The organism is Corynebacterium endometrii, from assembly GCF_004795735.1.
In the GTDB taxonomy this organism is placed as follows: Bacteria; Actinomycetota; Actinomycetes; order Mycobacteriales; family Mycobacteriaceae; genus Corynebacterium; species Corynebacterium endometrii.
This window is the reverse complement of record NZ_CP039247.1, coordinates 735025-753408: the sequence shown is the minus strand read 5'-3', so window position 1 is coordinate 753408 and position 18384 is coordinate 735025. Positions and strand designations below refer to the sequence as shown.

20 protein-coding genes are annotated in these 18384 nt (G+C 58.3%); 11 read left to right on the top strand and 9 right to left on the bottom strand.

The features are described from left to right. Positions 1–414: 414 nt before the first annotated feature. Entirely contained in the window at positions 415–1539 is a 1125-nt protein-coding gene (locus tag CENDO_RS03410) for an MFS transporter (RefSeq protein WP_136140788.1), read from the bottom strand. A 337-nt stretch (positions 1540–1876) separates the two neighbouring features. On the opposite strand from CENDO_RS03410, the gene CENDO_RS03405 reads away from it, so the two are divergent. Further along, the gene (locus tag CENDO_RS03405) at positions 1877–3121 is read left to right on the top strand and encodes an IS256 family transposase (protein WP_136140787.1); all 1245 of its coding nucleotides are present in this window, start codon (positions 1877–1879) and stop codon (positions 3119–3121) included. Between the two features lie 193 nt (positions 3122–3314). Next, positions 3315–3956: a YczE/YyaS/YitT family protein gene (locus CENDO_RS03400; RefSeq protein ID WP_136140786.1), complete on the top strand. Its 642-nt coding sequence runs from the start codon at positions 3315–3317 to the stop codon at positions 3954–3956. Positions 3957–4022: 66 nt separating this feature from the next. Here CENDO_RS03400 and CENDO_RS03395 read toward each other — a convergent pair whose 3' ends face one another. Together CENDO_RS03395 and CENDO_RS03390 are read right to left on the bottom strand one after the other, a co-directional pair. Continuing rightward, positions 4023–5357, bottom strand: coding sequence for an FAD-dependent monooxygenase (locus CENDO_RS03395; protein WP_136140785.1), 1335 nt, complete (start codon positions 5355–5357; stop codon positions 4023–4025). A 54-nt stretch (positions 5358–5411) separates the two neighbouring features. Then, a complete protein-coding gene (locus tag CENDO_RS03390; protein ID WP_136140784.1) occupies positions 5412–6731 on the bottom strand; it encodes an MFS transporter in 1320 nt (439 codons plus the stop codon). Positions 6732–6845: 114 nt separating this feature from the next. Here CENDO_RS03390 and CENDO_RS03385 point away from each other — a divergent pair, with 114 nt between their 5' ends. The 4 genes from CENDO_RS03385 to CENDO_RS03370 all read left to right on the top strand — a co-directional run bounded on the left by CENDO_RS03385 (position 6846) and on the right by CENDO_RS03370 (position 10435). Then, positions 6846–7598, top strand: coding sequence for an IclR family transcriptional regulator (locus tag CENDO_RS03385; protein WP_136140783.1), 753 nt, complete (start codon positions 6846–6848; stop codon positions 7596–7598). Positions 7599–7758: 160 nt separating this feature from the next. Further along, complete coding sequence (locus tag CENDO_RS03380; RefSeq protein WP_136140782.1) at positions 7759–8877, top strand: cupin domain-containing protein; 1119 nt, start codon at positions 7759–7761, stop codon at positions 8875–8877. A 3-nt stretch (positions 8878–8880) separates the two neighbouring features. Further along, positions 8881–9708, top strand: a complete 828-nt coding sequence (locus tag CENDO_RS03375) for a fumarylacetoacetate hydrolase family protein (RefSeq protein ID WP_136140781.1) — start codon at positions 8881–8883, stop codon at positions 9706–9708. A gap of 4 nt (positions 9709–9712) precedes the next feature. Then, complete coding sequence (locus CENDO_RS03370) at positions 9713–10435, top strand: maleylpyruvate isomerase family mycothiol-dependent enzyme (protein ID WP_136140780.1); 723 nt, start codon at positions 9713–9715, stop codon at positions 10433–10435. Between the two features lie 327 nt (positions 10436–10762). Here CENDO_RS03370 and CENDO_RS03365 read toward each other — a convergent pair whose 3' ends face one another. The 4 genes from CENDO_RS03365 to CENDO_RS11420 all read right to left on the bottom strand — a co-directional run bounded on the left by CENDO_RS03365 (position 10763) and on the right by CENDO_RS11420 (position 12616). Further along, a complete protein-coding gene (locus tag CENDO_RS03365) occupies positions 10763–11128 on the bottom strand; it encodes a DUF202 domain-containing protein (RefSeq protein WP_136140779.1) in 366 nt (121 codons plus the stop codon). Beyond that, complete coding sequence (locus CENDO_RS03360) at positions 11129–11551, bottom strand: YidH family protein (RefSeq protein WP_136140778.1); 423 nt, start codon at positions 11549–11551, stop codon at positions 11129–11131. It abuts the gene before it with no gap. A gap of 106 nt (positions 11552–11657) precedes the next feature. Then, complete coding sequence (locus tag CENDO_RS03355; protein WP_168707163.1) at positions 11658–12440, bottom strand: LysR substrate-binding domain-containing protein; 783 nt, start codon at positions 12438–12440, stop codon at positions 11658–11660. After that, positions 12377–12616: a helix-turn-helix domain-containing protein gene (locus CENDO_RS11420; RefSeq protein ID WP_168707162.1), complete on the bottom strand. Its 240-nt coding sequence runs from the start codon at positions 12614–12616 to the stop codon at positions 12377–12379. The genes CENDO_RS03355 and CENDO_RS11420 overlap by 64 nt, the downstream gene beginning before the upstream one ends. 112 nt (positions 12617–12728) lie before the next feature. Between CENDO_RS11420 and CENDO_RS03345 the strand changes: the two genes are divergently transcribed. The 5 genes from CENDO_RS03345 to CENDO_RS03325 all read left to right on the top strand — a co-directional run bounded on the left by CENDO_RS03345 (position 12729) and on the right by CENDO_RS03325 (position 17368). Further along, entirely contained in the window at positions 12729–13727 is a 999-nt protein-coding gene (locus CENDO_RS03345) for an MBL fold metallo-hydrolase (RefSeq protein WP_136140775.1), read from the top strand. 35 nt (positions 13728–13762) lie between these two features. Beyond that, a complete protein-coding gene (locus CENDO_RS03340; protein ID WP_136140774.1) occupies positions 13763–14728 on the top strand; it encodes a tripartite tricarboxylate transporter substrate binding protein in 966 nt (321 codons plus the stop codon). Next, positions 14725–15312 carry a tripartite tricarboxylate transporter TctB family protein gene (locus tag CENDO_RS03335; protein WP_136140773.1) on the top strand — a complete coding sequence of 196 codons (588 nt, stop codon included), beginning with the start codon at positions 14725–14727 and terminating at the stop codon, positions 15310–15312. Before CENDO_RS03340 ends, CENDO_RS03335 begins: the two co-directional genes overlap by 4 nt. 30 nt (positions 15313–15342) lie before the next feature. Then, positions 15343–16863 (top strand): tripartite tricarboxylate transporter permease, encoded by a 1521-nt coding sequence (locus CENDO_RS03330; protein ID WP_246014363.1) that lies wholly within the window; start codon positions 15343–15345, stop codon positions 16861–16863. Positions 16864–17008: 145 nt separating this feature from the next. Next, entirely contained in the window at positions 17009–17368 is a 360-nt protein-coding gene (locus CENDO_RS03325) for an antibiotic biosynthesis monooxygenase family protein (protein WP_136140771.1), read from the top strand. An 18-nt stretch (positions 17369–17386) separates the two neighbouring features. On the opposite strand, the gene CENDO_RS03320 is transcribed toward CENDO_RS03325, so the two are convergent. Continuing rightward, the gene (locus CENDO_RS03320; RefSeq protein WP_210726564.1) at positions 17387–17860 is read right to left on the bottom strand and encodes a MogA/MoaB family molybdenum cofactor biosynthesis protein; all 474 of its coding nucleotides are present in this window, start codon (positions 17858–17860) and stop codon (positions 17387–17389) included. After that, positions 17860–18333, bottom strand: a complete 474-nt coding sequence (gene moaC, locus CENDO_RS03315) for a cyclic pyranopterin monophosphate synthase MoaC (protein ID WP_136140769.1) — start codon at positions 18331–18333, stop codon at positions 17860–17862. The genes CENDO_RS03320 and moaC overlap by 1 nt, the downstream gene beginning before the upstream one ends. Positions 18334–18384: the final 51 nt, after the last annotated feature.

Genomic DNA, 18384 nt, shown 5'->3' with positions numbered 1-18384 from the left:
TCGTACGGCGCCTCCACCCCGCTTCGACTTTCTAGCGCACCACGTCTAATCACCGGCCTCTACCCGCCGGGCAAACGTAACCAAACCTCTCCCTGACCCCATGCGGCCCCTCGTGGTTTTCAGCCCCCTAGTCCTACATATCCAAGTATGGCGCCCCGGCGACACGAGCACAGCAGGCTCGTGGGTGCATGTAACCGGTTCGACCGTGCGGCCGGCCGTTACCAGTGCGCTGCCCCGACTTTTGACTTACCCTACGGCAGACACCGGCGGGTATTCGGATACTACGGAATAGGCAACGAACGCACCCGCGGGCGGGGATTGCGCGCTAGGCCTGTGCAGCTAAAAGCCGCCACCGCCTGGCCCCGTCGAGCCCGGCGCGCAGCGCCGCGAAAGGTGAGGGGACATTTACGGCTGCTACCGCTGCTTACCCATGGGCAGCAGCGGCTGGACTGACGCCGCCACGACTAACAGCGCCGCGGGGATGAAAAAGCCCCAGGAGGCGTGGAGGTTAAATACTGGGAGAATGAGGAGGGGCGTGGACGAACTACCGAAATAGCGAAATGCCTGAACGGTGGAGAGAAATTTCTCCCCTCCCTCAGCGGATAATACTGTGACGTTAATTGAGGTCTGGGCGGCCTGGGCCGCAGTGACGGTCACGGCCCATAACAACGCCAACAGCCACGGTGATCCCACCGCCGGGTACAGGGCCAGGCCTATGGCCGCGGCGATGAGGCTCAGCACCAGCATCTTCTGGGCGCCTATGCGGTCCCCCAGCCGGCCCAACGAACGCGAGACTATGAACGCTAGCAGGCCGCCGCACATGATGACCAGGCCCCGCTGGAAAGCATCCAACCCAAAACGCTCACCGGCGTGAAGGGCGGCGATGAACGCTAGGCCGATGACGCACAATCCCACCGCGTAGCAGGCCAGCATTTTCGCCGCCACCCCTGCAACGGCGATGCTTCCGCCGCTTACGCGCCGCGGGGGCTCCGCGGGGATGTTCGGGACGCGAATGAGCAGAATCGCCAGGACCGCGGCGAGCGTTAGCAGGAAGATCAGGCGCCAGCTCAGTCCGGCCGTCACGCCCGCAATCAGCGGCGCGGACAGGATACCCAGGGACTGCATGGCCGTATACGTGCCCAGCGCTGAACCAATCTCACTGCTAGGGGTGATCCGTTTGAGAACAATTTGGAGCACGGGCGTGGTGAAAGCATTGGCCACGCCCATGATGCAATATCCCACGAGGAACAGCCACCACCACGGAGTGACGACGAGCACTACCGCCGCCGCCAGGGTCACCGCGTAAGCCCACATGATGACCCTTGAGGGAGAAAGCCCCGCGATAAGCCGGGTCGAAAAGAGCATTACGATGGCGAATGGAAATAGGTACGCCGACAATGTGATGGAGGCCGTGGATACGCCAATTCCAAAGCTTTGACCGAACTCCGGCAGCACAACCCCCAGCGCCTGGCCAGAAAATGGCCCTACGAAGCCTCCCACGTAGATGGCCCAACGCTGATAAGGGGGGTATGAATTCATGTAATAGGACTCTAGCCGCCGCTTTGGCTCAGCAGCGGTGCTAGGGCCTAAGAGATGTGAATAGAGCTATACCGAATCTGAATAACTGCTTCCCTGTCTCGCTCGCAAAAGAAGTTCATCTGAATAACTAAAATCAGCGATATGCTCCAGGTTGTTTAGGGAATGAAGATCGGCGCAGTCTAAAAACAAATTCCCCTTGGTGCGTCTCAGGGGTTGCGTCCGCTAGCGTGGTGTATCTGTAGCCCGCGGTAGGCCTTGTGCCGGTGCACAATGAGGCGACCATCGCGGGTACCTTTCGAATCAACTCTTACCTATCCTCGAAAGGAAGTACCCTGCGATGGCCGCTGACCCCAATCATATCGATCCGACCGCGTATGTCGAACAGCTACTGACTCAAGCATCCCCAGACCTGATGCGCCAAATGCTCACTGACTTCATCAACCAGATTCTCTCCGCCCAGGCAGACACCGTCTGCGGGGCAGATTATGCAACAGTCTCGCCGGATCGTACAAACACCCGCAATGGTTACCGTCACCGACAGCTAGATACCCGCGTCGGCAGTATCGATGTGGCAATCCCGAAGCTACGCACCGGCTCATTTTTCCCCGACTGGCTGCTAGAGCGCCGCAGCCGCACCGAACGCGCCCTGACCACAGTTATCGCCACCTGCTACCTCAAGGGGGTCTCCACCCGCAGGATGAACGACCTAGTCGCCACACTCGGTATCCACAACCTATCGAAATCACAGGTCAGCGAGATGGCCAAAGAGCTTGACACGATGGTCGAACAATTCCGTACCAGACCATTGGACCAGGGCCCGTATTACTACCTCTCCTGTGACGCGTTGACGATGAAAGTGCGCGAAGGCGGCCGAGTCGTCAAAGCCAGCGTGCTACTGGCCACAGGTGTCAACGCTGACGGCTACCGCGAACTGCTTGGCATGCAGGTTGCTACAGCGGAATCTACCGCGTCGTGGACCGGGTTCTTCCGCGACCTCATCGCCCGTGGCCTCACCGGGGTATTCCTGGTCACCAGTGATGCCCATCTTGGTATTCAAGCAGCCGTGGGTGATTGCCTGCCGCAGGCTAGTTGGCAGCGGTGCCGCACCCACTTCGCGAAGAACCTATCAGCCCAGGTACCGAAGACCCAGTGGCCGACCCTATCAGCAATGTTTCACACGATCTTCCAGCAACCCGATGCCACCAACGTGTGGGTCCAGGCCAGGGATGTGGTGGAGTTCTGCCAGCACAAGTTCCCGAACGTGGCAGACTACCTCGAGGAGTGTCTCGACGAGCTGTTGGCGTTTACCGCTGCGCCGAAAGCGGTGTGGAGCAAAATCTGGTCGAATAACCCCACTGAACGGCTCAATAGAGAGATCCGCCGGCGTAGCGATGTCGTAGGAATCTTCCCAAACCGAGACGCTGTTGTGCGCCTTGTTGGGGCGGTTTTGGCCGAACAGCACGATGACTGGATCCAACAGAAGCGTTATATGTCACTGGCCAGCCTGACACAGACCAAAGAGATCATCGCCGCTGGGGTCATCGACGAGGACCGCGACAACAACCAGGAAAACGCCGCGTGAATACCCTCACCCCCCATCCCCGAGACGGCCCCTAAACCACCGCCATGAAACTAACCCCAGATTCGAAATACAGATACACCACTACCCAGGACTTGACCGTCTCAGGTGGCCAAGTTTCAACCACTTCCTGCTGCGCGCAATATATGAACCATTTTGAGCCCACCACAGCACACTCCGCGTTTACAATAGCTCCATGAAGCTAGCCTCACCGCGCCGCCTTTTAATCTCGATCGTCGGTCTCATCGTGCTCATGGGTGGTATCGCAGTAACCACTAAGGCTGGCTTGGGCACCACGGCGGTCGCTTCGCCCCAATACGCTCTCTCACTTATTGGCGGATTGAGCTTCGGCGGCTGGTTCTTTGTCATCAGCGCCGTTTTTCTCGTAATTCAGCTCATTACGCTGCGAGGCGAATTCCCGCGCTCGGGCTGGTTGCAGATTCCGGCCACGCTCATATCATCACCCGCACTCGATATCTGGATGTGGGCGCTGGGTTGGCTAAATCCCACCAACTACATTGCCCAGCTTGCAGTAGTCTTACTGGGGACTTTCATACTGGGCTTAGGGGTTGCACTGGTGGCCGCGGCGAATTACATTTACGTACCCAATGAGGGCATAACAAACCTGATTGCCACTCAGCTACGGATTTCTTTCCCGAAGGCCAAGGCAATTTTCGATGCTACCTTGCTCACATTTGCGCTTGCCCTATCCGCATTCGTCCTTCATCACTTCGAGGTGGTGCGCGAGGCGACCGTAATCACGCTATTCGCCCTCTCCCCAATCGTAGGCATTATGCTGCCTTACACGAAGAAGCTCGTCGCTGACGAGGCTAAATAACCGCTCCTTCCCTCTAATGGAAAGGAGCGGTGAGGGGAGACTAGCGAGTGGCCTTAGGGTTCTCCCTTAAATATTCTTAGCGATTTCACCGACGCGGTAGCGCCAGTCAGCGATTTCTTTCGGCAGCTGACCGGCCTCAGGATTCTTAATGTAATGGCGGTCTGCGACATCGTACTTCCATAGCCAGTCTGCGTATTTCGTCCATCCAGTTACATTGATTGAGCGGAATAGCTCGTTGCGTGTCAAACGGGCAAGGCCGTCGACGTGCCACAACTCGCCCCAGAAACGACCAGTAGTCTGGATGCGCGCACAGCGTGGGCCACGCTCGGCTTCCACCTCTTTAAGCACCTCAGACCAAACCAGGGTGCCACTGTTGACAGCATCGGCGGCGTAGGAGGCTAGCGCCTCAGCATCCTCAATGGCCATCACTGCGCCCGAAGCAAGATACTGCAGCGGTGGATGAGCCGCATCACCCATCACGATGATATTGCCATCGGCCCACTCCATAAGTGGTTCCCGGTCGGACATCTGCCACCAAGTATGAAGCCACATGTGGTCAAGACGGCCCTGAATGAACTCATTGGTATGGCCAAAGGCGCCGCGGAACTCGTCGTTATTACCCCAGTCCTCCGGAATATCGTCGGACTGCAGTCCCTCTAGGTAACGCGGAGATTCGAACACAGCCACTTGGTTAAGGAGCTTGCCACCGCGCAGAGGGTATTGAATGAAGTGGACCTTCGGACCAATGAATCCGACCACGTCTTCGAGAGCGGACATTTCGGTATCCTCGGAACGATCAGACGTGCCGCGGTAAGCCACGTACCCGGACCCCACGGGGACATCATCTACGAAGCGTTTGCGGTGAACGGAGTGGATGCCGTCGTAGGCTACGAAGATATCCCCCTCTGCAGTGTTCGGGCCATCACTGGCGGCCCACTCGAGTGTGGCTACCGCACCATTCTCCGTATTCTCAGCGCCGGTAACGGTCACTCCATTGTAGAGCTTAGCTCCAAGTGCTTGTGCGGCCTCTACTAGTAGTCCAAGTAGGTCGGAGCGGTGGATGACCAAGTAGCGGCCGGCATAGTGAGCCTCGAACTCGTCATCGAAATTCAGGGTCAAGAGGTCTTCGGTGCTGATGGCGTCCTTAAACACCATGCGCTTCGGAAGAAAGCCTAGGTCGACCATTTCCTTCTCGAGGCCAAACTGCTTCAACATACGCCATCCGTGGGGACCGATCTGGATTCCAGCACCCACTTCCCGGAATTCCGCGGCGCGCTCGTAAAGCTCCACTTCGGCGCCTCGCAAAGCCATCGCCACGGCGCAGGCTGCACCGCCAATGCCTCCACCAGAGATAATGACCTTCTGGCCAGCTAATTCGCTAGAAATCGGGGAGGTGTACATGGGAAATACACTGTCCTTTCGCTAAAAGAACGGAATAAAAAGAAAAAGGGATATTTAGGCGACGCTGCGCTGACGCTTGGACAATATGGCATTAATTATCAGCAGGCAGCTAAAGGAAATCAGAGCCATGGCAGCAAATAGTAGGAAGTTTGAGCGTGCACCTAGGCCCCACTGCAGTAATAGACCCGCCAGTTGCGGGGCTATGACAGCACCGATGCGCCCCACGCCCATTGCCCATCCAAGTGCAGTACCTCGCATGAGGTTCGGGTAGGACTGGGTCACTGCAGCGATGATGAGAATCTGGGTTCCATGCGTTCCCACACCAGCAAAAATTAGAATCACGTAAACGGCCCATACCGGCGGATATGTCAACAGCAACATCAACGCGCAGCCAGCGAGCAAAGCTGCAACGATACCTGCGCGAATAGGGCCGAACTTGTCCCCCGCCCAGGCAGTGATCACGGAGCCCAACACGGCACCCAGGTTAAGAGCAAGCGTAAAGCGCAGGGCTGCACCAAAGTCGTAGCCTTCCGTCTGCATAAGCCGTGGTAGCCAGGTACCTAGGCCATACCAGGTAAAGAGAGTCACGAAAGTTGCGGCAGTAAACCAGAAGGTGATTACACGGTACTTTGCAGAGAAAAGTGTGGAGAACTTAGGCTGCACCTCAGTCGTTGGGCGATCGGACGACACGGAAGAGGCAGTGGCTTCAGGTGCCGTAGTGATAACTCTTGCCGGGCGGCCATTCAGCGCGCGCATCTCAGCATCATTCGGAAATACCTTCAGCGCGAGCGGCAAACCCACAACAAGCGCAATCAGGGCAACGAGGAACATTGCACGCCAACCCCAATATTCGGAAGATGGCACGATGTACTGAGCCAATATGGCGGCAATAGAGCCACCCAACGGAACGCCGGACATCATTACCGTGGACCAAGCCGCCATACGCTCGTGAGGTACTAGTTCAGACACCATGACGTTCACAGAAGGAACTAAACCGCCTAAGCCTAAGCCAGCAAGGAAGCGCAGAGCACCGAACACCCAGGGATTTGGTGCCAGCGCACATAATGTAGTGAAAACGGAAAGAATTAAAACTGACAGAATAATGGCCTTCTTACGGCCAATCGCGTCAGATAAACGTCCCACCACAATAGCTCCCAACGCCATGCCGATAAAGGCGGTGGAGCCAATGGTGCCAGCCTGACCATCGGTGATGCCCCATAGCTCAATAAGCCGAGTCTGGACCGTTCCGTAGACAATGAGATCATAACCATCGAAAATTACAAAGAACCAGCCGAGCAACACTGCCGCCAGGGGACGGCCGGAAATACCCAGCAACGTAAACCCGTTAGTCCGGGTAGATTGTGTCGTAGTCATGCCTTAGAGCCAACCAGTGACCCATGTTACAATCAATACAATTTCGTATAGCGGAAAGGCGGGGTTAAGTCGGTGTTTCCTCAAAGCTTCTACGGAGCAAAACCTAAGGAATACATGCGTAGCGTGGACCTTTGCCTGATACTTCTTCAGCAGCTCAACAGTGCGGGGGAGGTTAAGATTTCCGAAGTAGCCAGGGAATATGGGGTCAGCCAATCCACGGTTCACCGCTCCTTAGCAATGCTGGTTTACCGCGGCTTTGCGGTGCCGACCATCGCCCACACCTACCTGGCAGGGCCAGCGCTCAATACCAGCACGCTCACCCCCAGACTCGGAATGCAGTTGTCCAAGATAGCCCGCCCCTACCTGCAACTCATGACTGCAGCCACTGGAGAGACAACTCATCTGACCATCACACGGGGACGCAAGACCCACTTCATTGACACGGTTGACGGAATCAAAGCCGTACGCGTTGGGTCACGAAAAGGCCAGGTTGTTCCTGCTGAGAATAATTCCGGGGGCCTCGCCTGCCTTGCGGAACTATCCTCCCGTGAGCAACGGGAGTTATACAAAGACTGGACTTTGGAGGACTTTAAGCAATTACGGCGGAAACTACGCCGCGTACGCGAACGCGGTTTCTCAGTCAACAACCAGATGGCAGAGAAAGACGTATCCGCCGTCGGTGCCGCGCTCGTCAATGATATGGGGGACGTGTTAGGAGCAGTCACCATATCGATGCCCAGCATACGTTTCTCCGAAATGTCAGCGCTAGCTTCTGAAACGCTACGAACTTATGCCACCGAACTCAATCTCCAACTGGCGGATTTTGTACACCCTACTTCCCCCACCACCACACCCAACCAGGGTTAAAACCAAACATATATCGCGCCTAAGTCGAATGTTTCCCAGCTTTCAAACACTAGCTTACCCCCTTTATTCCGCATTACGGAAAGTTGTTGAGAGCACGTGTGGTGCGGAATATGGTGGCGCTCACAGAAATAAATCGCACGAGAATTGCATGGAGGACAACATGGCAGATAGCGATTATTCCAACAAACATGTGGAATTCAAGGTTCCCGAGCCCACCCCTGAAGAGGCTGCAGAACTGGAAACCATGTACCAAAAGATGGATGAGACCTACCTCAAGCCTTTATGGCGCCAGATTGGCGGTCTCATGCCTAATACCCCAGAGCCTGCCGCAGTAGCCCACAAGTGGGTCTGGGCGGACCTCATCAAACTCGCGCGGCGCTCCGGCGAACTAGTCCCTGTAGGACGTGGCGGCGAGCGTAGGGCACTGGGCTTTGCCAACCCCGGCCTAGGTGGGAATACCTATATCTCCCCGACTCTGTGGGCCGCGATCCAGTACCTTGCACCTGGAGAGAATGCTCCAGAGCACCGCCATTCCCAGAATGCTTTCCGCTTCGTCATCGAAGGCGAGGGCGTATGGACGGTGGTCAACGGTGATGCAGTGCCGATGAAACGAGGCGATCTCCTACTGACTCCTGGCTGGAACTTCCACGGCCATCATAATATCGCCACCGAACCAATGGCCTGGCTCGACGGACTAGATATCCCCTTCCAGCACCAAATGGACACCGGATTTTTCGAGTATGGCTCTGAGGCCTTGACTGACGAGTCCACACCTGAGTTCTCACGCTCGGAAAAGCTATGGGCCCACCCAGGCTTACGCCCATTGGCATTCCCTGGCCAGACCTCTTCCTCCCCAATCGGCCGCTATTCTTGGGCGCATACGGACGCCGCACTTAATGACCAACTTGCACTCGAGGATGCTGGGTTCCCCGGCGTTGCAGGCCCTGGCCATGCTGCAATCCGCTACACCAACCCCACCACCGGTGGCGACGTAATGAGCACGATTCGATGCGAGTTTCACCGCCTCCGGCCTTCTGCAGAGACCGAGCCGACCCACGAGGTGGGCAATCGCGTGTTCCAGGTCTTCGAGGGCACCGGTACTATCAACGTTGGAGAAAAGTCCTTCGAAGTAGCCAAGGGTGACGTTGTAAATATTCCATCCTGGCAAAAGTGGTCAGTTCAGGCCGACACCGATGGCCTAGATCTGTTCTGTTTCTCCGATTTCCCAATTTTTGAAAAGCTCGACTTGGCTCGAGTATTCATTCCGAAAGGTATCTAAATAATGCGTCTTGCAACTATTCGTCGTAACGATTTGACCGTCGCCGCTCGCGTCGAGTCCGAGACCACCGCGATTGTAATCGATGGCTATCCGGACTTAGGCGCCCTGCTCCAAGAGGAAAAGTGGGAGCAGATTGCTGCGGACGCTGCCGGCGAAGAAATCACCTTTACTAAAACCGATCTTGCGCCCGTAGTCCCAGCTCCAAAGAAGATTGTTTGTGTAGGCTTAAACTACGCAAACCACATCAAGGAAATGGGCCGCGAATTGCCAGAGTTCCCAACCCTGTTTGTAAAATTCCCCGACGCACTCGTCGGCCCCTACGATGATGTTAACGTTCCTGACTACGCTAACAGTGCGCTTGACTGGGAAGGCGAGTTGGCAGTCATCGTGGGTAAGCGTGCCCGCCGCGTAGCTGAATCCGAAGCTGAGGAATACATCGCTGGTTACGCAGTAATGAATGACTACACCACCCGCGACTACCAGTACCGCACCCTGCAATGGCATCAAGGCAAGTCCTTGGAGAAGTCTGCAGGCTTTGGCCCTTGGATGACTACCAAGGACTCCTTCGAATTTGGCGGTGAGTTGGCTACCTACCTCGAAGACGAAAAAGTTCAGTCTACCCCGACCGATGATCTAGTCTTCACCCCAGCCAAGCTGATCGAGTACATTTCTCATATTTACCCACTGGATGCCGGCGACGTGATCATTACGGGTACTCCGGGAGGCGTGGGCCACGCACGCGACCCCAAGAAGTACATCCAGGATGGCAACGTCACCCGCGTGACCATTGAGGGCCTAGGCGAAGTAGCCAACAAGACTGTATTCGAGTAAACCGATGGTTAACTTCCACAATCTACCGATAAGTGAAAGGCTTACCCTCACACGCCGGGGCACCGCCTTCTACTCTGGCCAGCTAGCTTTAATCGGCAACCACGAGTTCGGCGATCCCACTCTCTTAGAGGACTGGGACGTAGCACACCTAGCCGCGCACGTCGCCTACAACGCTAACGCGTTGTGCAACCTCATGCACTGGGCTAGCACTGGTGAGGAAACCCCCATGTACTCCTCTCCGGAGGCACGAAATCGGGAAATTGAGTTTGGTTCTACCCTTATCCCAGATGCAATTCGCAACTTGCACGACCACACACTCGTGCGCCTCGATGTAGCATGGCGCGATGCCGACGATGCAGCATGGTCAAGCGAGGTTCGTACCGCTCAGGGACGAACTGTACAGGCTTCTGAGACACTGTGGATGCGCACCCGTGAAGTCTGGCTTCATGCTATCGATTTGAATAAGACTGGCAATTTCTCTGATGTCCCACGAGTAATATTAGAGACGCTGGTTCCAGAAATCGTACAAAAGTGGCGCAGCAACGGTGATGGAGCAGGACTAGTCTTGATCGACTCCGATTCCGGCAATAGCTACGAAGCTAGCGAGACCGCATCGATTGAGATTCACGGAACCCTAGCCGGCTTAGCTCGGTGGGCCTCAGGACGCGGTGACGCCGGCGTAGAATCGCCGCAGGGCAAGGTGCCTTCACCTCCGCGTTGGCTTTAGTTCAACGCAATTCTAGGTAGCTTAAGCCCAAAAGGCTCCGAGCTTGCCTCCTTGATGCCCCGTTTCTTTTAGCCATCTGTGGCGACGCTTCAAGAAATGGGGCACTTTTGCATGGTGGACTTCGTGTAGCGAGACTGTCTTAGGAAATCAGATTTACGCCTAGGAGTCTTCTGCAATCCCTAACTACGAATTTGAACTCCCTGTTAGGCGCTCCAGAATCGACTAGCTTACGTAGTTCACTCTTTTACACAGCGCGAAATGCTCCGTCGCTCCAGTCGAGGTAATAGACCCGCCACTGAGAGCCCGCGGCCTAGGGCCCACGGACCGTTAGTGAGTGATCACCAGGATGAGCGTCAGCAGCCCCATGATGATGCTGGAGGCCGTCATCATAACCACCGCCAGGGTGTTGGGCTGGACCTTTTCCTTGATGATCCCGTGGACCCCTAACGAATAACGCCGCCGCGAGGTAACCACGATAAGCGCGGCGGAAATCATATAGCCGCAGATGATAAGGAGCATCCACGGGCCAAACTCGCGCGCCCAGCGCAGGAAGACGCTGGAGACCACGGCTAGCGAAATCGCGGTGCGAGTCCAGGCGAGCGCGGTGCGCTCGGGCTGCACGCCCACGTCCTCATGCCAAGGCACATCCAGAGGCCGCCTCCGTGCGGCGTAGGAGTATGGGATCTTTGCCATCTAAAAGCCCAAGAAAATGATGATGGCGGTGACTCCGGCCCCCAGAGCGGCCGCGGAGAGGAAGGGCACGATCGCCGGGGCCGGCAGCGGCTGGCTGCGGCGCATGGCGCGCTCCACCCGCAGCCAACGCACGGCGGCGCCACCGGCGATGAAGACGCCCACCACGAGCACCACAATGGCAAGGGCGGTTCGCAGCACCTCGGAGAGCCCGTTAATCGGGAAGGCCTCCAGGGCCACGCCGGCGGCGAGAAACGCCAGAGAGGTGCGGGTCCAAGCCAGGAAGGTGCGCTCATTAGCGAGGGTAAAACGCGGATCGGGCTCGGAACCGTCCGGGAAGAATGCCCGCGTCAGCGCGGAGCGGCCATCGTCCGTCTCGGAATCGCCCACAGCGGCGTTCTGGGAGGTGGGAGGCGTACTACTCATAAGCCCAGAGTTTAACCCGCTCGCTACCACGTGTCACCATGGTTAAAACTGTCTAGAAACAAACTAAAATCTTAGATCCGCCCTGTCGCGCGCGGTCTCATTGACCTTACTCCAACGGGCGCCTGACCCACTGGTATTCGCTCGGGTCAACCAATCGGGTGTGGGGCGAGCCTAGGGTGATAGTCCGCACAGCCTCGGCCAGATTGTCGAGCACCGGCGCAGGTTCCATGAAATCGGGGATCATGATGCTCAGCGCGTTATCCAGTTCGAGGTCCTCGATGGCTATGACTGATAGCGGCTGCCCTTCAGCATTGCGCAAGTCCGGGCCTATTGAATACAGCAAACCCACGGCCTGCCCCGCGGCCACGGCGGACTTGATGTTTTCCACGCTGCGGTACGCCGCCCTAACCGTATGCCCCACCCCTCGGGAATCCAGCAGGCGCTTGATGATGGTGTAGGCGGGCTCAAGCCTGAGCAACACCAATTTTTCGTCGGCAAGATCCGCGAGGCGGATTCGGCTGCGTTGGGCAAGCGGATGCCCCGGCGGAACAATGAGGCCCGGGGTCACGTGCATGATTGGAAGCGCCTTGAGGCCGGGGGCGAGCTGATTTAGAAAGCCCACCACGACGTCCAGTTCGCCTTGGTTCATCAGTTCGGCAAGCTCGTCCAGGGAGCCATCCTTGAACTCCACCGGGACGGGCGGCGTCAATTCAGCGAAATAGCGGGCCACCGCGGGCAACACGAGGGCGGACGAGGCCCCAAAGATGCCCAAACGTAGCGTCGTGGGCCGTTGGGCATGGAACCCGGCGAGGGCCGGCAGCGTGGTCACCCGCCGAAGAATGTCGCGCGCCTGAACCAGCGCGGCCCGCCCCTCGTCCGTAAGCTGCACCCCCTTTGAGCGCTCGCGCACCAGAAGGGGTACGGAAAACTGCGTTCTAATTCCGTTAGCGCCGCTCCTACCGCGACCGCAGAGACATGGACAACCTCGGCGGCCGCGGCAATAGACCCGTGCTCTGCTACCGCTACGAAATATTCGAGCTGGCGCAGCGTGATGTTGTTACCCATATCTAAACCCCAGGTTTGTTGGAAGCACAATATTAACACGTTTTCCTTGCTCTTCAGACAAATTATTATATATCTATTAATCAGTAGATAAATGTGAAAGGGCAGGTGAAACATGGAGTCTTCTATCATCACGCTGGGCACGGCAGGCGGCCCACGCGTGTGGACCCCCGCGGATGGGGCGGAGCCGCGCTGCGGAATCGCCACCGCGGTGGTGGTCGGTGACCGCTGGTACTTGGTCGATTGCGGCCAATCGGTCTACCGCCAGATCATGAAGGCCGGGCTCAACATCAACAACCTCGGCGGCATCTTCATCACTCACCTGCATTCTGATCACACGATTGACCTGGTCAACGTCTTGGCCCTCTCCTTCCCCAATTTCACCCGCCCGCTTCCGCAGGTGCCGGTCTACGGTCCGGGCAATCGCGGGGCGCTGCCACCGGTTTCCCCGCGCGCCACCGAGAACGTGGAACCGGTATTCGCGGATGACCCCACCCCGGGTATGAAGCAAATCGTTGATTACACGCTGCGCTCGCATGCCACGGACATCAACGACCGAGTGCTCGATAATCTGCGGCCCAACCCGCTGGAAATCTGGCGCGGCGTGGACATTGAGCTACCGGAGGATTGCGGCTTCGACGCAAATGACAATCCGCACCCGGACATGGCCCCCTTCGTGATCCACGAGGATGACTGGGTTACCGTCACCGCCACGCTGGTGGTTCACCCGCCCATTGCCCCGTCCTTCGCCTTCCGGTTTGATACTCGCGATGGCAAGTCCGTGGTGATCTCCGGCGATACCCGCCACAGCGAGAACCTCACTCGTCTTTCCGAGGGCTCGGACGTGCTCCTGCACGAGGCTATTGACGTGGATTGGATTTACCGGTTCAACGATGTCAACACCGAGATGGGCCGCGCAGCGATCGACCACCATAAAAAATCACACACGCTGCCAGAGGATGCGGGGCGCGTTGCCGCAGACGCCTCCGTGGGCACCCTCGCCCTCCACCACCTGGTTCCGGGTACCTCGCCGAACCAAGTGTGGGAGCGTGCCACCTCTACGTATAGCGGAAAACTCCTTATTCCCAATGACATGGACATCATCCCGCTCTAGACGTGATGTCCGCGTAAGCACAAAGGTAAACACTCATGACAAGGAAGAAAGTACTAGCTGGGCTCATGTGCCTGGTCGCGGCAGGCGGTTTGAGCGCCTGCGCACAGGAAGATGGCGAATACCCCTCCCGCAAGGTAGAGCTACTAGTTGCATACGGCGCCGGCAGTGGCAATGACGTGGTCGCCCGCGCCTTCGCCGAAAGCTTCGAGCAAATCACCGGCGCCAACGTCCTGGTAGTCAACCGCCCGGGCGCCGGCGGAATCGTGGGCTCTACCGAAGCCATGCTCAAAGAGGCGGACGGCTACAACCTTTATTTCGCCCCGGTAGCGGCCTTCACCTCCGCCCAGCTGCTGCAGGATGTGGAATTCTCACCGCAGGACTTCGAAACGGTAGTGGGCCTGAGCCAAACCCCCTTCGCCATTTCCGTCAAGGCTGACTCCCCGATTACCGATTTGACGCAGCTCGATGCCCTAGGCGGCTCGGCGTCCTACGCCACCCTGGGAGTGGGCCATGCCAGCCAGGCTCTACTGGGAATGATCCTCAAGCAGCAGGGCGTGACCGGCCGCGCGGTTCCTTTCGACGGCTCGGGCAACGTCATTCAGTCCACAGTGTCGGGGGAAACGGACTTCGCGGTTACGGACGTTTCCACCGCCATGTCCCGCGCCAAGGGCGGCGAGACCCGGATTCTGGCCGTGACCGGTGAAAAGCGCCTGGAGGCCCTCCCCGACGTTCCTACCGTTGAAGAACTGGGTCTTCCCGGCTCGGAGTACCTCGGTTCCCAAGCCCTAGCCGTGCCGGACGGCATGGATCCCCAGCGCCTGGAGGAACTGACGAAGGTCGCCGAACAGGCCATCAATTCGGAAAGCTACCAGGAGTTCCTCGAGGCCAATCATTACGAGCTTCCCCAAATTGAAGGCCCCGACTGGATGAACGTATACGTTCCTGAGGAACAGAACCGTCTTTCTGCCGACTATGCCGAGTTAGGAATTGAGAAACGATGAGCATTGAACGCACCCCTAAGCTGGGCTCAGATCCGCGTCTCACCCCCGCAGAAGACGTGCGGCAGACAACGGCCGGGGCGGCCGACGCAGGGGCTGACATCCAGGAGATGGAAGGCCTAGGCATCGACACGTCCGGCATGCGCGAGGGCAACACGCCGATGTTTCTCATAATCATGTTGGGTTTGGCCGCGGTGGCCGCCTTCTTGATTGCCTACTCATTCCGGCTGGGAACCGGCACGCTGGCGGCCCCAGGCTCGGGATTGTTGCTGCTGGCTGCCGGCATAATCATCGCCATCTGCCTGCCTTTTACCTGGTTGTTGAAGGAAAAGTTTGAGATCTTCAACCCGCACCGAGTCAGCCATTCCGGCGCCATGATGCTGGGCCTGGCCGCATTCGTGGTGCTGTATTGGGCAGGCGGATTCTTCGTGGCGGCGGTCATTGCCACCTTGATCATTTCTCGCTGGTCTTCCGAGGAGTCGTGGCGAAACGTGATCATTTTATCCATCGCGGTTCCGGCTGCGTGCTACCTCATCTTCGTCTTGGGCTTCCAGGTTTCTTTGAACCCGGCCCCGGGCTGGCTCTAGAAAGGACGGCCTTCGATTATGGATTCTATAATGAACCTCTTTAGTGGGTTCGAGGTGGCTTTTAGCCCGACGAACCTCCTGTTTGTCACCATCGGCGTAGTCGTCGGTACCGTCATCGGCCTGATTCCGGGCCTGGGCCCGGTTACCGCCATCGCTCTGCTGTTGCCGCTCACCTACGAGCTCGATGCGACTACCGCGATCATGATGCTGGCCGGTATTTACTACGGTTCCATGTATGGCGGGCGCATCCCCGCAATTTTGCTCCGCCTGCCCGGTGACGCCGCCGCGGTGGTAACGACATTCGATGGATACCCGCTTGCGAAGCAGGGCCGCGCCTCCGAGGCTCTGTCCCTCACCGGCTTCGGTTCGTTCATCGGTTCCACCATCGCCATTTTGACCTTGACCTTGATGGCGCCAACGATGGCGAACATCGCCGGTTCCATCACTTCCGCGGATATGTTCATCCTGGCCGCGCTCGGCTTGTTCATGATTGTGATGCTCGGATCGGGCTCCAAGGCCAAGGCCCTCATCATCGGCAGCCTGGGCATCGTCGTCTCGATGATCGGCATCGACCCAATCGACGGTAACGCCCGCCTGACGTTTGGATCCCTCGAGCTGCTCGGCGGCATCAACATCGTCGCCGTGGCCGTGGGCTTGTTCGGCATCGGCGAGCTCATCTACAACGCGGAGCACGGTTTCTACACCGGCACCAAGGACCTCCCCGTCAAGCCTAAGCTGCCGTCAAAGATGGACTGGGTATTCGCCCGCTTCGCCATCCTCCGCGCGGCCGTGGTTGGCACGATTATTGGCATGATTCCTGGCGGCGGCGGACCCGTGGCCTCCGTGGTCTCCTACGGCGTGGAGAAGAAGGTCTCCAAGCGCCCGGAAAAATTTGGTAAGGGCGCCATCGAGGGATTGGCGGCCACTGAGACGGCCGATAACGCCTCGTCGAACTCCGCCTTCATTCCGCTGCTAACCCTGGGTGTTCCGCCGAACCCCGTGCTGGCGCTGATCTTCGGCGCGCTTTTGCTGCAAAACATCACCCCGGGCCCCACGCTGATCAACGATCACCCGCAGCTATTCTGGGGCGTGATTGCCTCCATGTACATCGGCAATGTGCTCCTATTGGCGCTCAACCTGCCGCTCGTGGGCGTGTTCGTTCAGATGCTGCGCATCCGCGGCTCCATCATGGCGCCGATCATTATCATCGTGGCAATCTGCGGCGTATTTTCCGTCCGGAATTCCCTGTTCGATGTCATCACCGCGATTATCTTCGGCGTGATTGGCTACATCCTGCGTAAGGCGAACTTTGAGCTGGGCCCATTCATCCTGGGCTTCATCCTCGGCCCAATCCTTGAGGTGGAGTTCCGCCGCACGATGCTGGTATCCGAGGGCGACCTTGGCACTTTCCTGGAGCGCCCGCTGTTCCTGGCAATCGTCATGCTCATCGCTATCTCGCTGATCGCCCCGGCCGTCAATAAACTCCGCAAGCGCCAGGCCGAACTGCGTGAGAAGGCCCATGACCCTGACCACACCATGTACATCGGTTAAGGCGATGGCCTAGTGCCCCGCCCACCGAAGCAAGCGCCCTGCCTTCACCGCTTAGAAGGCGGGGCGTTATCTATGCATGGCGCGCGGGTTGATGGGAATTGCCCGGGGCCGCCCGATGGAAAGATTCCTCGGCTAAGCTGGGACCATGTCTATCGTAAAGATTAACGCCATTTCCGTCCCGGCGGGCGCTGGTGAGGAACTTGAGAAGCGCTTTGCCGCCCGCAAGAATGCAGTGGATTCCGCCCCTGGCTTTGAGGGGTTTGAACTCCTGCGCCCTGTCGCCGGCGATGACCGCTACTTCGTGGTAACCCGCTGGGCCGATGAAGAATCTTTCGCCGCGTGGCGCGATTCAGACCCGCACACCCGCAAGCCGGGCGAGTCCGGCGAGGAAGCCGTAGAGCGCAATCGCGCCTCCCACGGCGGAGCCCACACCGGCGGCAAGAAGCCCGTGGCCACAGGCGCGGATTTGTTGGAATTCGAGGTTGTACTTGAATCCAGGCCTTAACAGCTGCGGATTTTAGCCCTAGTGCCCGGGCGTTCCCTCAAGCAGCGCAACTATGTGGTCTAGGACCGGCTCAAGCACGGCGATTCCATCTTTGACGCCCCCGGTAGAGCCCGGCAGCGTCATGACGAACGTGCGCCCGGCGATCCCCGCTACCCCACCGCTGAGAATCGCGGTGGGGACTTTTTCTACTCCCCGGCGGAAAAACTCCGTCATGATGCCGGGCAATTCCTTATCGAGGTAGGGGCGCACGGCCGCTACCGTGTGATCATCGGAGGTTATTCCCGTTCCTCCCGTGGTGAGCACCACGCGCGGCGGGTCGCCGGCAAAAAGGGTTTGCATAGCGGAGGGCATATCGGAGTCGGCGACTATGAGGGGCTCCCCAACCTCAAAGCCCTGGTCGCGCAGCCAATCGACTAGCAGGGCGCCGGAGCGGTCCCGGTACTCGCCGCGCGCCGCGCGCGTGGACGCCACGACAACGAGAGCGCGTGCCACTATTTAACGCTCCAGTCACCGGATTTGCCGCCTGACTTTGACAGCACGCGAATGCCGCTAATGACCGCGTGTTTGTCTACGGCCTTGATCATGTCATAGACGGTCAGCGCCGCCGTGGACACGGCCGTAAGCGCCTCCATTTCCACGCCTGTTACCCCACGGGTCTTCACACTCGCCGTAATGACCACGCAGCCGTCACCCCGCTCGAAATCCACCGTGACCTTCCCCAGCGGCAACGGGTGACACAGCGGAATGATCTCCGGGGTTTTCTTAGCTCCCATGATTCCGGCGACGCGGGCCACGGGCAGGGCGTCGCCCTTGGGAAGCTGGGCATCGAAGAGCATGGAGAGGACCTCGGGCTGCATGTGCACCGTGCCGGTGGCCACGGCGGTACGGGAGGTCTCCGCCTTGGCGGTGACGTCAACCATATGGGCGGAACCATCCGCGCGAACGTGCGTGAGCGAATCAGACATGCGCAACCTTTCTCTCTCTTGTCCTCACCAGAGTATCTCCAGAGTATCTAT

What these genes read in the sequence shown, in the direction of transcription:
- CENDO_RS03330 (WP_246014363.1), top strand. Translation starts at nt 15,343, where the DNA reads ATGAACCTCTTTAGTGGGTTCGAGGTGGCTTTTAGCCCGACGAACCTC.
- CENDO_RS03365 (WP_136140779.1), bottom strand. Translation starts at nt 11,128, where the DNA reads ATGGCAAAGATCCCATACTCCTACGCCGCACGGAGGCGGCCTCTGGAT.
- CENDO_RS03360 (WP_136140778.1), bottom strand. Translation starts at nt 11,551, where the DNA reads ATGAGTAGTACGCCTCCCACCTCCCAGAACGCCGCTGTGGGCGATTCC.
- moaC (WP_136140769.1), bottom strand. Translation starts at nt 18,333, where the DNA reads ATGTCTGATTCGCTCACGCACGTTCGCGCGGATGGTTCCGCCCATATG.
- CENDO_RS03395 (WP_136140785.1), bottom strand. Translation starts at nt 5,357, where the DNA reads ATGTACACCTCCCCGATTTCTAGCGAATTAGCTGGCCAGAAGGTCATT.
- CENDO_RS03335 (WP_136140773.1), top strand. Translation starts at nt 14,725, where the DNA reads ATGAGCATTGAACGCACCCCTAAGCTGGGCTCAGATCCGCGTCTCACC.
- CENDO_RS03400 (WP_136140786.1), top strand. Translation starts at nt 3,315, where the DNA reads ATGAAGCTAGCCTCACCGCGCCGCCTTTTAATCTCGATCGTCGGTCTC.
- CENDO_RS03325 (WP_136140771.1), top strand. Translation starts at nt 17,009, where the DNA reads ATGTCTATCGTAAAGATTAACGCCATTTCCGTCCCGGCGGGCGCTGGT.
- CENDO_RS03410 (WP_136140788.1), bottom strand. Translation starts at nt 1,539, where the DNA reads ATGAATTCATACCCCCCTTATCAGCGTTGGGCCATCTACGTGGGAGGC.
- CENDO_RS03375 (WP_136140781.1), top strand. Translation starts at nt 8,881, where the DNA reads ATGCGTCTTGCAACTATTCGTCGTAACGATTTGACCGTCGCCGCTCGC.
- CENDO_RS03345 (WP_136140775.1), top strand. Translation starts at nt 12,729, where the DNA reads ATGGAGTCTTCTATCATCACGCTGGGCACGGCAGGCGGCCCACGCGTG.
- CENDO_RS03380 (WP_136140782.1), top strand. Translation starts at nt 7,759, where the DNA reads ATGGCAGATAGCGATTATTCCAACAAACATGTGGAATTCAAGGTTCCC.
- CENDO_RS03370 (WP_136140780.1), top strand. Translation starts at nt 9,713, where the DNA reads ATGGTTAACTTCCACAATCTACCGATAAGTGAAAGGCTTACCCTCACA.
- CENDO_RS03340 (WP_136140774.1), top strand. Translation starts at nt 13,763, where the DNA reads ATGACAAGGAAGAAAGTACTAGCTGGGCTCATGTGCCTGGTCGCGGCA.
- CENDO_RS03390 (WP_136140784.1), bottom strand. Translation starts at nt 6,731, where the DNA reads ATGACTACGACACAATCTACCCGGACTAACGGGTTTACGTTGCTGGGT.
- CENDO_RS03385 (WP_136140783.1), top strand. Translation starts at nt 6,846, where the DNA reads ATGCGTAGCGTGGACCTTTGCCTGATACTTCTTCAGCAGCTCAACAGT.
- CENDO_RS03405 (WP_136140787.1), top strand. Translation starts at nt 1,877, where the DNA reads ATGGCCGCTGACCCCAATCATATCGATCCGACCGCGTATGTCGAACAG.
- CENDO_RS11420 (WP_168707162.1), bottom strand. Translation starts at nt 12,616, where the DNA reads ATGGGTAACAACATCACGCTGCGCCAGCTCGAATATTTCGTAGCGGTA.